A 14,333-nucleotide genomic window follows, 5' to 3' on the forward strand; every position below is an offset into this window, starting at 1 on the left:
GCGGAGGGGACTGTTCCCCGCCCTCATGCTGCGCTAAGGACATGCGCGATGCGTAACCCCCGTTCCCGTGCGCTGTCGCTGGCGCTCATCGCCGCCATGGCCCTTCCGATCGCGGGTTGCGCCCGCAACCGTACCCGCACCGACCTGCCTTATGTCGCCCGCGACGTCGGCACGCTGTACACGGCCGCCAAGAACCGGCTGGACCAGCACCGCTACAAGGAGGCGGCGCTGCTGTTCGACGAGGTGGAGCGTCAGCACCCCTATTCGATCTGGGCCCGCCGCGCGCAGTTGATGAGCGCGTTCAGCTATTATCTCGGTCGCGACTATACCCAGTCGATCCAGTCGGCGCAGCGTTTCATCTCGGTCCACCCCGGCAATCGCGACGCGCCCTATGCCTATTATCTGATCGCGCTCGGCTATTACGAGCAGATCCAGGACGTGACCCGCGACCAGAAGATCACCCGCCAGGCGCTGGACGCGCTGGGCGAGCTGATGCGCCGCTATCCCAATTCGCGCTATGCCGCCGATGCGCGGCTGAAGGTGGATCTGGTCAACGATCACCTGGCGGGCAAGGAGATGGAGATCGGCCGCTTCTACGAGGATCGCCACCAGTGGCTGGCCGCGTCGATGCGCTTCCGCACCGTCATCGACAAATATCAGACGACCAGCCACACGCCCGAGGCGCTGTTGCGGCTGACCGAAGCCTATCTGGCGCTAGGCGTCCGTCCCGAGGCCGAGCGCGCCGCCGCCGTGCTGGGCGCCAATTATCCAGGCAGCGACTGGTATAATCGTGCGTACAAGCTGATGCGCGAATATCCGGTCCAACCGATCCCCGCGATCCAGCCGGGTCAGCCCGTGGTGCCGACCGGCACGCCGGGTTCGGTCAATATCGGCCTGCCGGGCACCGGCACCGCCACCCCCAGCGCGGCGGCACCGGGCCGTCCCACCCCGACCGGCAACAACAGCTCGCCGACCGGCTGAGCCTAGGGCCGATCGACATTCACTCTATTCCTCCCCTGGAAGGGGAGGTGGCAGGCCGAAGGCCTGACGGAGGGGTGTCCCCGTTGGAGAGATCAACCAAACTCACGGCTGGTTACACCCCTCCACCATGCTTCGCATGGTCCCCCTCCCCTTCCAGGGGAGGAGTAAGGATTGTGCGGCCTGAATGTCGATTGGTCTTGGGCCGGATCGACATTCAGATATGCCCTTCTTTCCCTGGCCCCTCATAGAGCGGAGAGGAAAAGGGGAGCGTCGGCAGATATGGACACCCCCACCCGAACAAATCGGGATCATTTTCGCGCGTGGGGGATAACATCGCGCGGCGTTTCGCTCTATATCGCCCGCCATGCTGACCGCGCTGTCCATTCGTGATGTCGTGCTGATCGAGGCGCTCGACCTCGATTTCGGCCAAGGCCTGGGCGTTCTGACCGGGGAGACCGGTGCGGGCAAATCGATCCTGCTCGATGCGCTGGGCCTGGCGCTGGGCGGACGCGGCGACAGCGGGCTGGTGCGGCACGGCGCGGGCCAGGCGATCGTCACCGCCAGCTTCGAGCCCCCTGCCCCCGACAGCCGCCTGTCCGCAATACTGGACGAAGCGGGCATCGAGATCGAACCCGGCGAACCCCTGATCGTCCGGCGACAGGTCAAGGCCGATGGCGGCAGCCGGGGCTTCGTCAACAACCAGCCCGCCTCCGCCGCCTTGCTCCGCGAGATCGCGCCCTTTCTGGTCGAGATCCATGGCCAGCATGACGATCGCGGTCTGCTGAACCCGCGCGGGCACCGGACGATGCTCGACAGTTTCGGGCGGATCGATACCCAGGCGGTGGCCGCCGCCTGGACGCGCCTTCGCGAGGCGGAGTCGGCGCTGACCAGCGCGCGCGAGGAGATCGAGACGGCGGCGCGTGACCGCGAATGGCTGGAACATGCGGTGGCCGAGCTGACCAAGCTGGCCCCCGAGCCCGGCGAGGAAGAAGCGCTGGCCGACCGCCGCCGCACCATGCAACGCTCGGAGAAGATCGCGGGCGAACTCGGCGCGATCGAGGAGCATCTGCAAGGGTCGGACGGCGCGCTGGCGGGGCTGCGCCAGGCTGCGCGCGTGCTGGAGCGGATCGGCGAGGATCACCCCGCGCTGGCCGATGCGCTGGCGGCGATCGACCGCGCGGTGATCGAGGCGTCGCTGGCCGAAGAGCGACTGGTCGAGGCGCAGCGCGAACTGGCCTATGACCCCCGCGCGCTGGAAGAGGATGAGGCGCGGCTGTTCGAATTGCGCGGCATGGCGCGCAAGCACCGGGTGCAGCCCGACGATCTGGCCGAACTGACCGAGCAGCTTCGCGGGCGTCTGGAACGGCTGGACGCGGGCGAGGAAGGCATCGGGCGGCTGGAGGCGGCGGTCGCGACCGCGCGCGCGGCCTATGACAAGGCCGCCGCGCAGGTGTCGAAGGCGCGCGCCGCCGCCGCCGAACGCCTCGACCAGTCGGTGAAGAGCGAACTTGCCCCGCTCAAGCTCGACGCCGCGCGGTTCCGCACCACCGTCGCGCCGGTCGAGCCCTCGGGCTGGTCGGCGGCGGGCAAGGACCGGGTGGAGTTCGAAATCTCGACCAACCCCGGCGCGCCCTTCGCCCCCCTGATGAAGATCGCCAGCGGCGGCGAATTGTCGCGCTTCATCCTGGCGCTGAAGGTCGCGCTGGCCGAGGAGGGCGGCGCGACCACCATGATCTTCGACGAGATCGATCGCGGCGTCGGCGGCGCGGTGGCCTCGGCGATCGGCGACCGGCTGCACCGGCTGGCGGGGCGCACCCAGTTGCTGGTCGTCACCCACAGTCCCCAGGTGGCGGCACGGGGCGCGGCGCATCTGCTGATCGCCAAGAGCCATGACGGCACCGTCACCCGCACCGGCGTTCGCGCGCTATGCGAGGCGGAGCGGCGCGAAGAGATCGCCCGGATGCTGTCCGGCGCGACCATTACCGACGAGGCGCGCGCCCAGGCGGACCGTCTGTTGGAGTCCCGGTGACATTGATAGAAATCAATTTTATATCAGATACGGACCTGATACGCTTCCAGGACATTATGTATCCCATAGCCTGAACTTCGGATGCGCCGCATGCTTGCAAAATTCACCTCGACCGTGTTGCAAGACAATACAAACGATATGACGCAACTCGTCGCCGGACTTCAGTCCTGTCTTGCCCTGACGGACAAGCTCGATCTGGCGATGGTCGCCATCCATATCGAACAGGCCCGATCATGGCTCATCGAGCACGGTCTTGACGGCCCGGTGGGACCGGAGGCGTTTTCCGATCCTCACGCCGACCCCGTGCCCTGAGCGATCGGCATGGCTGCGGCCTTTGCGGCTTGATCCAGTTATCCGTGCACCATCTTGATCCCCGAGCGGAGGGTGGACTAGCACGGTCGGCGTGACGCCCCAGACCCCCTTGCCGCAAACCGATCTCGAAGCCGCCGCAGAGCTCAACACGCTCGCCCGCGAGATCGCCCATCACAACCGCCTCTATCACAGCGAGGATGCGCCCGAGATTTCGGACGCCGATTATGACGCGCTGGTCCGCCGCAACCGGGCGATCGAGGCCGCCTTCCCGCATCTGATCCGCACCGACTCGCCCAGCACCCAGGTCGGCGCCGCCCCCGCCGCGCATCTGGCCAAGGTCGCCCATGCCCGGCCGATGACCAGCCTGGACAATGCCTTTTCGGACGAAGAGGTGGAGGAGTTCGTCGGTCGCGTCCGCCGTTACCTGAAGCTGCCCGAGGACGCGCCGGTCACCCTGACCGCCGAGCCCAAGATCGACGGCCTGTCCTGCTCGCTCCGCTATGTCGATGGCCATCTAGTCCAGGCGCTGACCCGGGGAGACGGCACGATCGGCGAGGACGTGACGGAGAATGTCCGCACCATCGCCGACGTGCCCAAGACCCTGCCCCATCCCGCCCCCGCCGTCTTCGAGGTGCGCGGCGAGGTTTATATGAGCAAGGTCGACTTCGCCGCGCTCAACGCCCGGCTGGCGCAGGAAGCGGCGGAGACGAACAAGGAGGCGCGCCAGTTCGCCAATCCGCGCAACGCCGCCGCCGGGTCGCTCCGCCAGAAGAACCCCGCGATCACGGCGGGCCGCCCCTTGCGCTTCCTGGCGCATGGCTGGGGCGAGGCGAGCGAGGTGCCTGCCGAAACCCAGTTCGACATGGTCGAGACATGGCGCCGCTGGGGCTTTCCCATCGCCGACGCCTTCGCCCGCGTGCCCGATGCCGCCGCCGCGCTGGACATCTATCGCACGATCGAGGCGCAGCGCGCCGACCTGCCCTTCGATATCGACGGCGTCGTCTACAAGGTCGACCGGCTCGACTGGCAGGCGCGACTGGGCATCGTCGGGCGGACCCCGCGCTGGGCGATCGCACACAAATTCCCCGCCGAGCGGGCGCAGACCACGCTGGAGAAGATCGATATCCAGGTCGGTCGCACCGGCGCGCTGACCCCCGTCGCGCGGCTGGAGCCGGTGACGGTCGGCGGCGTCGTCGTGACCAATGCGACGCTGCACAATGCCGACGAGATCGAGCGGCTGGGTGTCCGCCCCGGCGACCGTGTGGTCCTCCAACGCGCAGGGGACGTGATCCCGCAGATCGTCGAGAACCTGACCCGCGAGACGCCCCGCGAGCCCTTCGTCTTCCCCGATCACTGCCCCGAATGCGGCAGCCTCGCCACCCGCGAGGAGGGCGAGGTCGTCATCCGCTGTACCGGCGGCCTGATCTGCCCGGCGCAGCGGGTCGAGCGGCTGATCCATTTCGTCTCGCGCCATGCCTTCGACATCACGGGGCTGGGCCTGGTGCGGATCGAGGAGTTCTTCCGCGATGGCCTGATCGCCTCGCCCGCCGATATCTTCCGGCTGCACCGCCACCGCGACGCGCTGATCCAGCGGGAGCGCATGTCGGAGCTGGTGGTCGACAAGCTGCTGGCGGCGATCGACGCACGGCGGGAGATTTCGCTCGACCGCTTCCTCTTCGCGCTCGGCATCCGCCATGTCGGCGAGATCACCGCGCGCGATCTGGCACGCCGCTTCGTCTCGATGGCGGGCTTCCGCGCGATGATCGACGCCGCGTTGACCGTGCGCGCCGAAACGGTCCCCGCGCTGGGTGAACCCGACCGCAAGTTCGAACTGCGGCGCCAGCGCGCCATCGTCGCCGCCATCGACACGCCGCAGATCGGCCCCGAGGTCGCCGACGCGCTGCTCGACTTCTTCGCCGAGGAGCATAACCGCGAGGTGGTCGACGACCTTCTGCGCGAAGTCACGCCGCAGGACGTGGTGCACCAGACCCGCGAATCGGAGGTGAGCGGCAAGACCCTAGTCTTCACCGGCACGCTCGAAACCCTGTCCCGCGACGAGGCCAAGGCCCAGGCGGAGGCGCTGGGCGCGCGCGTCTCGGGTTCGGTATCGGCGAAGACCGACCTGGTCATCGCCGGGCCGGGCGCGGGGTCGAAACTGAAAAAGGCACAGGATCTGGGTGTGCGGGTGATCGACGAAGCCGCGTGGAACGCGCTGGTCGCGGAGAGCTGATCCTCCGCCGCGAAACGGGTGTCGCGGGCATGACGCCCGCGTCACCCGGTCTCTCGATGTCCCCGCCCTTCCTCGCGGCACCCGCCCCCCGCGACGAGTCCGGCAGCCGACCGACATGGCAGGATTAGCGAGTGATTTGAGCGCGCTATACCGTGATTGCCGCCAATAGCGTTGCCAAACTGCAACGCCCGCGCACCGAGTGACTCCCCCTCTGTCGCAAGCGCGAAGATTGTAACATAATGGCAATGTTCGGAGCGCAGGGGCACGCCTAACCGAGCCGGAAACCGGCCGGACCGCGCCGCTTCGCGCGCGAAAAGGGGACTTTAGATCTATGCGTAATTCGCTTTTCCTGGGCGCGGCAGTCGTTGCGCTCGCCATTCCGGCGGCAGCGTCCGCACAGGAAACGACCTCGTCGATTCGCGGCAACGTCACGGCCAACGGCGCGCCGGTCGCCGGTGCGACGGTCACGATCGTCAACGTTCCGTCGGGCACCACGACCTCCACGGTCTCCAGCGCGGACGGCTCCTTCTCCTCGACCGGTCTTCGCGTCGGTGGCCCGTTCACCGTCACCGTGTCGGCCCCCGGCTATCAGGAAACCCGCGTCACGGACGTCTTCACCGTGACCAGCCTTCCCTATGAGCTGCCCGTCGAGCTGACCGCCGAGGGTCAGGGCGGCGGCGAGATCGTCGTGACCGCCTCGTCGATCGCGGGCGCGGGCTCCAAGAGCCTGGGTCCGGTCACCGTGCTGACCGCCGCCGATATCGCCAAGGTCGCCAGCGTCAATCGCGACATCCGCGACCTGATGCGTCGCGATCCCTTCGCCCGCCTCGACTATGCGTCGGGCTCGGGCCGCGCGGTGTCGTTCGCGGGTCAGAATGCGCGTTTCAACCGCTTCTCGGTCGACGGTGTGCCGATCACCGACAATTTCGGCCTGAACCCCGACGGCCTGCCGACGCGCCGCAGCCCCGTGCCGCTGGACGCCATCGGCCAGTTCCAGACCAAGGTCGCGCCCTATGACGTGCGCGAAGGCAATTTCCAGGGCGGCGCGATCAACGCCATCCTGAAGTCGGGCACCAACGAATTCCACGGCACCGGCTTCTATTCCTATTCATCGGACAAGCTGACCGGCAAGGAGACCAAGGCGGGACCGGGCGTGCCCACCGGCCGGGTTACCCTGCCCCCGTTCAAGATCGAGAATTTCGGGGCCGAGCTGTCGGGTCCGATCATCAAGGACAAGCTGTTCTTCATGGTCGCCGGTGAACGTATTCGTGCGGGTACCCCGATCGTCGAGGGCACTGCGGAGAACAACGCCGGTACGGTCATCCCGAACGTCGGCGACGCCGGTGGCCTTCTGACCAACGCGACCGTCAATCAGATCACGTCGATCGCCCAGTCGCGCTACAATTACAATGCGGGCGGCATCCTCAACAATTCGCAGGATAGCGACGACCGCCTGACCGCGCGCCTCGACGCCAATCTCTCCGACACGCAGCGCGCGTCGTTGACCTATCTGTACACCAAGGATTCGATCCGGCTTAACCAGAACGCCTCGGTCACGGCGCCCAGCCTCGGTCTGGAGTCGAACGGCTATATCAGCAGCAACCGCCTGCACACCGGCGTGTTCCAGTTGAACAGCGACTGGTCGGACGAGTTCTCGACCGAATTCCGCGCCTTCTATAAGGATTACAAGCGCGGTCAGGACCCGGTGCTGGGTCGCGGCTTCGCCCAGTTCCAGGTTTGCGCAGCTCCGACGTCGGATCGCTCCAACCCCGGCTCCGCAGGCGCCAATGCTTCGACCACGTGCGCGCCGGGCTATGCCTCGATCTATCTGGGTCCGGACATTTCGCGTCAGTCGAACGCGCTGACCAGCCGCACCTATGGCGGCTTGATCCAGGGTCGTCTGAACCGCGAAAATCATGATCTGCGTATCTTCGCCGATTTCCAGGACACCAAGATCGAGAACCTGTTCGTGCAGAGCACGGCGGGTAACTATTATTTCGACTCGATCGCCGACTTCCAGGCGGGCAACGCCCAGCGCCTGCGCTACGGCAACGCGGTGCCCAGCCTGAACCCGATCGATGCGGCGGCCCGCTTCCGTTATCAGTCCTACGCCTTCGGCATTCAGGACAATTGGCGGATCACCGACTGGTTCAGCCTCGATTACGGCATCCGCTACGACATGTATGGCGGTCACAGCCGTCCGGCGTTCAACCAGGCGTTCTTCAACCGCCTCGGCTATGCCAACACCGCCTATATCAGCGGCCGGGGCATCGCCCAGCCGCGTATCGGCTTCGACCTGCGTCCGACCAAGGACCTGTCGATCCGTGGCGGCGTCGGCATCTTCTCGGGCGGTTCGCCGGACGTCTATGTCTCGAACAGCTTCTCGAACACGGGCTTCCTGTCGAACACGATCGACATCCGCCAGAACAATGACGGCAGCTATACCGGCACCAACCTGCCTGCGGGCGTCGGCGCAGCGGCGCTGACCGGCGTTTCGGGTACCGCAATCCCCGGCGCGGTGAACAACTATCTCAATGCGGGCACGATCTCGTCGACTGCCCCGACCAACGCGCTGGACCCGAAGTTCAAGCTGCCGTCGCAGTGGCGTTCGACCCTGTCGTTCGACTATGCGCCGGACGCGCTGCCGGGCTTCAACTTCGGTGCGGACTTCTTCTACTCGAAGGTGCGCAACCAGGTGTTCTTCACCGATGCGCGCGTCGTGCCCACCGCGCTGCGGACCCCGGATGGCCGCGTACGTTACGCATCGCTGACCTCGTTCGGCGACACGAACTCCGACCTGATCCTGACCAACACGACCCGTGGCCGCAGCTATATCGCGGTCGCCCGTGTGGATAAGACGTTCGACCTGGGCCTGAACCTGGGCGCCAGCTTCACCTATCAGGACATCAAGGACCAGGCTCCGGCCACCTCGTCGACCGCCAGCTCCAACTATGGCAACGGCGCGTTCCTCGATCCCAACGGTGCGGCGTACGGCATCTCGAACGAGCAGGTGAAGTACAACATCAAGTACAACCTGACCTTCGAGCGCGCCTTCTTCGGCGACTATAAGACCACCTTCGCCCTCTTCGGCGAAACCCGTATCGGCCGCCCGTACAGCTGGACGATGCAGGACGCCTCGAACCAGCGCAGCCCGGTCTTCGGGACGATCGGTTCGTCCAGCCGTTATCTGCTGTACGTACCCACCGGTCTCGACGATGCCCGCGTATCGTATGACAGCGCCCAGACGGCACAGACGCTCGACGCGCTGATCAAGTCGACCGGCCTGGACAAGTATCGTGGCCAGATCGCGCCGCGCAACGCGTTCAACTCGAAGTGGTTCACGAAGATCGATCTGCACTTGGCGCAGGAAATCCCGACGGGTCTGGGCGCCTCGCGCATCCAGGTCTTCATGGATATCGAGAATTTCGCGAACCTGCTGAACAAGAACTGGGGCCAGCTGCGTCAGTACAGCTTCCCCTACACGCAGGCAGCGGTGCGGGTGCAGTGCCTGACCGCCCCGGTCGCGACCGGCACCGCGGCGGGTTCGGCGGTCGCCACCACCTCGAGCCAGGCTTGCGCCCAGTATCGTTACCTGGCGCCGAACTCGACGCCGACCGACACGATCTCGTCGCAGGAATCGCTCTACCAGATCCGCATCGGCGCGCGCTTCAGCTTCTAAAGCTGCCGCGTCCGGTCACCGGGCATTCGGGGCCGCCCCTCCTTCGGGAAGGGCGGCCCCTTTTTTTGCCCTTCCGGGCCCAGCCGTGTAGATGTCGCCCGGCCATGGCCACCCATTCGCCCGTCGCGTCGTTCGTCGCTTCACCTTCCGCATCCGATCAGCTTTCGGTGCGGCCGTTTTTCGAGAACAAGGCACGCGCCTTCTGGATTCTCCAGGCGGTCGGCTGGTCCGGCTATCTGGTCCAGCGTTCGGTCGTCGGCATCTCCAACGGCTTTTCGCTGGAGAAGATCATCCCGGTGATCATCGAGGCGATCCTGGGCTATTGCATCACCCTGCTGCTCTCGACCCTCTATGGCTATTATCGCCGCCTGCCGCGCATCATGGGCGTGTTCCTGACGCTGGCGACGCTGGCGGCGGCGACGTTCCTCTATGCCGCGCTCAACGCCTTTTCCTTCTCGTTCATCACCACGACCCAGCCGGGGGTGACGGTCAGCCTGCTGATCGGCAATTTGTTCATCACCTTCAACGTGTTGGCGGGATGGTCGGCGCTTTATTTCGCGATCAACTATTATCTGATCGTCGAAAGCCAGATTGACGAGATGCGCGCGCTGGAGTTGCAGGCGTCGACCGCGCAGCTGGCGATGCTGCGCTATCAGTTGAACCCGCATTTCCTGTTCAACACGCTCAATTCCATCTCGACCCTGGTGCTGCTGAAACAGACCGAGCGGGCCAATGCGATGTTAAGCCGGCTGTCAGCCTTCCTCCGCTACACGCTGGCGAACGAGCCCACGGCGCATGTGACCGTGGCGCAAGAGGTTGAAACGCTGAAACTCTATCTCGAAATTGAGAAGATGCGCTTTGAGGATCGCCTGCGCCCGAGTTTCGAGATCGACCCCCGGGCCGAACGCGCACGCCTGCCGTCGCTGCTGCTCCAGCCCCTGGTCGAGAATGCCATCAAATACGCCGTCACCCCGCAGGAGGAAGGCGCGGAAATCCGTGTCGATGTGCGACTGGTCGGGCAACGGGTGCGGATCGCCGTATCCGATACCGGCCCCGGCTTGCACGAAATCCGTCATTCCTCAAGCGTTTCGACCGGCGTTGGACTGTCCAATATCCGCGAAAGGCTGGCCCAGGCTTATGGCCCGGACCATCGTTTCGAATCCCGCTCCGCGCCGGCTGGAGGGTTCTCGGTCGAGATCGAGATCCCCTTCCAGCTTGAGAATGTGAACAGAGAGGCCGCATGACCATCCGCACCATCCTCGTCGACGACGAGCCCCTGGCGATCCAGGGACTGGAGATCCGTCTCCAGGCGCACGAAGACGTCGAGATCATCGAGCGCTGCTCGAACGGGCGCGAGGCGATCCGCGCGATCAAGACGCACAAGCCCGACCTCGTCTTCCTCGACATCCAGATGCCCGGTTTCGACGGTTTCTCGGTGATCCAGGGCCTGATGGAGGTCGAGCCGCCGCTGTTCGTCTTCGTCACCGCCTATTCCGACCACGCCCTGCGCGCGTTCGAGGCGCAGGCGGTCGATTATCTGATGAAGCCGGTCGAGGAGGCGCGGCTGGCCGATACGCTCGACCGCGTCCGCCAGCGGCTGAACGAGAAGCGCGGTGCGGGCGAGGTTGAGAAGCTGAAGGAAGTGCTCGCCGAACACGCCCCCGAGGCGGTCGCCGACCTGAACGAGGGCGGCGAGGTGGCCTCCAGCCGCTTCGAGAAGCTGATCAACATCAAGGATCGCGGACAGATTTTCCGGGTCGATGTCGACACGATCGAGATGATCGAGGCGGCGGGCGATTACATGGTCATCAACACCGGCGACAACTCACTGGTCCTGCGCGAGACGATGAAGGATCTGGAAAAGCGGCTCGACCCGCGCCGGTTCCAGCGAGTGCACCGGTCGACCATCGTCAACCTGGACCTGGTCAAGCAGGTGAAGCCGCACACCAATGGCGAATGCTTCCTGCTGCTCGAGTCGGGCGCGCAGGTGAAGGTTTCGCGCAGCTATCGCGATGTGGTGGCGCGCTTCGTTCATTGAGGCCCCAGCCCCACCTCCGTTCGCACTGAGCGAAGTCGAAGTGCACGTTCCGCCTTTGATTGGCGGTGGGCTTGGCCTTCGACTTCGCTCAGGCTGAACGGAGGGCAGGACTCCTTCCAAGCCCGTTCACGCTGAGCGCACGTCCCACCGCACATGCGTCGCCCCAGCGCAGGCTGGGGCCTTTCACGATCGATCGGACAGAGCGGCCAGAGATCCCAGCCTTCGCCGGGATGACGAAGGGCTTACCGCAATCCCAGCATCTTGTGCGTCTGGAGCGTCAACCGCCAGCGCGGGCGCTCCATCACCATCGCGATACATGCCTCGCGATTGTCATCCGCGCGCGGATCATCGAGCGGCTGGAGCAGGTGGTTCGCGAAATCCCAGCCTTCGACTTCCGCCGGATCGATTCCCGCCTGCGGCCACACCAGCTTCAGTTCCTGCCCCGAACGCTGGACGACCTCCGACCCCGCCTTGGGGCTGATGCACACCCAGTCGAGTCGCGGATGCGCGGGCAGCGTCCCGTTGCTCTCGATCGCGATGAAGAAGCCCGCCGCGTGGAGCGCATCGACCAGCGCGTCGTCGACCTGGAGCATCGGTTCGCCCCCGGTCAGCACGACGAAACGCTCCGCCCGCTCGACGCCCCAAAAGCCCTCGACCGCCGCGACCAGCGCCGCCGCATCGGCGAATCGCCCGCCGCCCAGGCCATCGACTCCGACGAAATCGGTGTCGCAAAAGCGGCAGATCGCGCTCGCACGGTCCTGCTCGCGGCCCGACCAGAGGTTGCACCCGGCGAAGCGTACGAACACCGCGCGCCGCCCGGCCTGAACGCCTTCGCCCTGGAGCGTCAGGAACATCTCCTTGACGGCATAGCTCATGCGCTCAGTCCCGCGGCTTGACCGCGTAAGCGGTGGGATCGGGAATCCCGGCCTCCTCGAACCCCTTGGAGCGCAGGCGGCAGCTATCGCACTCACCGCAATGCAGCCCCTCGGGCGTCGGGTCGTAGCAGGACCAGCTCAGCCCCATATCGACGCCCAGCCGCGTGCCCTCGCGCACGATGTCCGCCTTGGTCATGTGCTGGAGCGGGGCGTGAATCTTGAAAGGCTGGCCCTCGACGCCCGCCTTGGTCGCGATCTCGGCCAGCCCCTCGAAGGCGGCGATGAATTCGGGGCGGCAATCGGGATAACCCGAATAGTCGAGCGCATTGACCCCGATGAACAGGTCGCGCGCACCCGCCGCCTCGGCCCAGCCGAGCGCCAGGCTGAGGAAGATGGTGTTGCGGGCGGGGACATAGGTGACCGGGATGCCCGGCTGCACCCCGTCCTTGGGCACGTCGATATCGGCGGTCAGCGCCGATCCGCCGAATGCGGACAGATCGAGCGGCAGGACGATATGCCGCTCGGCCCCCAGCGACTCGGCGACTCGCGCGGCGGCGGCAAGCTCGATCTTGTGTCGCTGGTTATAGTCCACCGACAGAGCCAGGATGCGATAGCCTGCGGCCTTGGCCGAAGCAGCGGAAATCATCGAGTCCAGCCCGCCCGAAACGAGCACGACCGCCATGGGAGCAGAAGATGTCATGATGGGTGGGACCGCTACGCCGATTGTCGCGGTGTTGCAACCCGACGTACGGTGACGGTGTCGGGGAAAGGGCGGGACCGCGACCGGCCGGCCCGATGGGCGGCGCTGGATCGCGGTCCCGAAAAGGACCTGAACCGGGCATGCTGAAACCCGGACGAGGGAGTCTCCGCTACTGCAGAGACTCGGTTATGGACTTGGGCAGGTGAAAATCGGGTTAAGCCGCTGCGGTTTAATTCTTCAGCTTCCAGCCCTTGCGCAGCAGGATGTAGCAGAGCACCGCCATCACAACGTCGATGCCCAGCACGATCACGCCGCCCAGCGTCACCGGCGAGTCGGCCAGCCCCAGAAAGCCATAGCGGAAGCCCGAGATGACATAGAAGAACGGGTTGGCGTGGCTGATCGCGCGGAAGGCGGGGGCCAGGCCGTCGACCGAGTAGAAGGTGCCCGACAGCAGCGACAGCGGCACGACCACGAAATTGGTGACGGCGGCGGCATGGTCGAACTTCTCCGCCCAGATCGAGGTCAACACCCCCAGCAGCGCCAGGAACACCGATCCCAGCAGACCGAACCAGACGACCGCGAAGAAGGCGTGCGGCGTGACATGCACCCCCGGCCAGATCGCCATAGCGGCCCAGACGGTCAGCCCGACCAGCACGGCGCGCGTCACCGCGCCCCCGACCAATGCCGCCAGCAACTCGGCGGTCGACAATGGCGGCATGAGGTAATCGACGATCGTACCCTGGATCTTGCCGACCAGCAGCGAGAAGCTGGCATTGGCGAAGGCATTGTTCATCATGCCCATCACGATCAGGCCAGGTGCGATGAAATCGGCGAACGGCACTTGCATCCCCGCCACCGGCACGGCGTGGCGGCCACCCAAAGCGGTGGTGAAAATGATCAGATAAAGGAGCGTGGTGACCGACGGCGCCCAGATCGTCTGGAGCTGCACCTTGAAGAACCGGCGCACCTCCTTGATATAGAGGGTTCTGAGGCCGCCCCAGTTGATGTTCCGGATTACGGGCTCACCGGGGGCGGCACGCACCGCCGAGGGAATTTCTCCGATTGGGGGCTGGCTGCTCATCGCCATAGCGCGTAACCGTTGCCGTGGCCGCCCGCAACCCGGTACGATGACTGGCCGGTGCGATGATGAAGTAAGGAAAGGTTTCGAATGTCGTGGACCGATGAGCGGATCGATACGCTCAGGACGATGTGGGAAGCGGGACAGACCGCCAGCCAGATCGCCGAAGCACTGGGCGGGGTCAGCCGCAACGCCGTGATCGGCAAGGCGCACCGGCTGGGGCTTCAGGCCCGTCCGTCGCCGGTGAAGGCCAACGAGCCCGCCGCTGCCCCTGCCGCCGAGCCGGTCGTGGCCGCACCGCCGCCGCCACCTCCCGCGCCGGAACCCGAACCCGTGCGTGCCGCGCCGGTCGTCGAGGACGAACCGGAAGCCGAAGCCGCGCCCGTTCGCGAGCCGCAGCCGATCCTGCGC

Annotated in this window: 11 protein-coding genes; 8 read left to right on the forward strand and 3 right to left on the reverse strand. The window is 65.9% G+C overall.

Translation table 11 applies throughout. The features are described from left to right. Positions 1-48 precede the first annotated feature (48 nt). From OXQ33_RS13645 to OXQ33_RS13675, 7 genes are all read left to right on the forward strand, one after another. Positions 49-981, forward strand: a complete 933-nt coding sequence (locus tag OXQ33_RS13645) for an outer membrane protein assembly factor BamD (protein ID WP_267435245.1) — start codon at positions 49-51, stop codon at positions 979-981. Between the two features lie 364 nt (positions 982-1,345). Beyond that, positions 1,346-3,010, forward strand: a complete 1,665-nt coding sequence (gene recN / locus OXQ33_RS13650; protein WP_267435246.1) for a DNA repair protein RecN — start codon at positions 1,346-1,348, stop codon at positions 3,008-3,010. 81 nt (positions 3,011-3,091) lie between these two features. Beyond that, positions 3,092-3,322, forward strand: coding sequence for a hypothetical protein (locus OXQ33_RS13655; protein ID WP_267435247.1), 231 nt, complete (start codon positions 3,092-3,094; stop codon positions 3,320-3,322). 91 nt (positions 3,323-3,413) lie between these two features. Further along, a complete protein-coding gene (gene ligA, locus OXQ33_RS13660) occupies positions 3,414-5,552 on the forward strand; it encodes an NAD-dependent DNA ligase LigA (protein WP_267435248.1) in 2,139 nt (712 codons plus the stop codon). Between the two features lie 331 nt (positions 5,553-5,883). Then, positions 5,884-9,231 (forward strand): TonB-dependent receptor, encoded by a 3,348-nt coding sequence (locus OXQ33_RS13665; protein WP_267435249.1) that lies wholly within the window; start codon positions 5,884-5,886, stop codon positions 9,229-9,231. A 104-nt stretch (positions 9,232-9,335) separates the two neighbouring features. Further along, positions 9,336-10,475 (forward strand): histidine kinase, encoded by a 1,140-nt coding sequence (locus OXQ33_RS13670; protein WP_267435250.1) that lies wholly within the window; start codon positions 9,336-9,338, stop codon positions 10,473-10,475. Beyond that, positions 10,472-11,269, forward strand: a complete 798-nt coding sequence (locus tag OXQ33_RS13675; RefSeq protein WP_267435251.1) for a LytTR family DNA-binding domain-containing protein — start codon at positions 10,472-10,474, stop codon at positions 11,267-11,269. The genes OXQ33_RS13670 and OXQ33_RS13675 overlap by 4 nt, the downstream gene beginning before the upstream one ends. 242 nt (positions 11,270-11,511) lie before the next feature. Here OXQ33_RS13675 and queE read toward each other — a convergent pair whose 3' ends face one another. The 3 genes from queE to OXQ33_RS13690 all read right to left on the reverse strand — a co-directional run bounded on the left by queE (position 11,512) and on the right by OXQ33_RS13690 (position 13,925). After that, positions 11,512-12,144, reverse strand: coding sequence for a 7-carboxy-7-deazaguanine synthase (gene queE / locus OXQ33_RS13680; protein WP_267435252.1), 633 nt, complete (start codon positions 12,142-12,144; stop codon positions 11,512-11,514). Positions 12,145-12,148: 4 nt separating this feature from the next. Beyond that, positions 12,149-12,844 (reverse strand): 7-cyano-7-deazaguanine synthase QueC, encoded by a 696-nt coding sequence (gene queC, locus OXQ33_RS13685; RefSeq protein ID WP_267435253.1) that lies wholly within the window; start codon positions 12,842-12,844, stop codon positions 12,149-12,151. A gap of 229 nt (positions 12,845-13,073) precedes the next feature. Then, a complete protein-coding gene (locus OXQ33_RS13690) occupies positions 13,074-13,925 on the reverse strand; it encodes an ABC transporter permease (protein WP_267435254.1) in 852 nt (283 codons plus the stop codon). Between the two features lie 87 nt (positions 13,926-14,012). Here OXQ33_RS13690 and OXQ33_RS13695 point away from each other — a divergent pair. Then, the coding region (locus tag OXQ33_RS13695; RefSeq protein WP_276040210.1) for a GcrA family cell cycle regulator at positions 14,013-14,333 on the forward strand (321 nt) is incomplete at its 3' end.

It is taken from the genome of Sphingomonas sp. GM_Shp_1 (assembly GCF_026540895.1).
GTDB lineage: Bacteria > Pseudomonadota > Alphaproteobacteria > Sphingomonadales > Sphingomonadaceae > Sphingomonas.

What these genes read in the sequence shown, in the direction of transcription:
- OXQ33_RS13665 (WP_267435249.1), top strand. Translation starts at nt 5,884, where the DNA reads ATGCGTAATTCGCTTTTCCTGGGCGCGGCAGTCGTTGCGCTCGCCATT.
- recN (WP_267435246.1), top strand. Translation starts at nt 1,346, where the DNA reads ATGCTGACCGCGCTGTCCATTCGTGATGTCGTGCTGATCGAGGCGCTC.
- OXQ33_RS13675 (WP_267435251.1), top strand. Translation starts at nt 10,472, where the DNA reads ATGACCATCCGCACCATCCTCGTCGACGACGAGCCCCTGGCGATCCAG.
- OXQ33_RS13690 (WP_267435254.1), bottom strand. Translation starts at nt 13,925, where the DNA reads ATGAGCAGCCAGCCCCCAATCGGAGAAATTCCCTCGGCGGTGCGTGCC.
- queE (WP_267435252.1), bottom strand. Translation starts at nt 12,144, where the DNA reads ATGAGCTATGCCGTCAAGGAGATGTTCCTGACGCTCCAGGGCGAAGGC.
- OXQ33_RS13655 (WP_267435247.1), top strand. Translation starts at nt 3,092, where the DNA reads ATGCGCCGCATGCTTGCAAAATTCACCTCGACCGTGTTGCAAGACAAT.
- queC (WP_267435253.1), bottom strand. Translation starts at nt 12,844, where the DNA reads ATGACATCTTCTGCTCCCATGGCGGTCGTGCTCGTTTCGGGCGGGCTG.
- OXQ33_RS13645 (WP_267435245.1), top strand. Translation starts at nt 49, where the DNA reads ATGCGTAACCCCCGTTCCCGTGCGCTGTCGCTGGCGCTCATCGCCGCC.
- OXQ33_RS13670 (WP_267435250.1), top strand. Translation starts at nt 9,336, where the DNA reads ATGGCCACCCATTCGCCCGTCGCGTCGTTCGTCGCTTCACCTTCCGCA.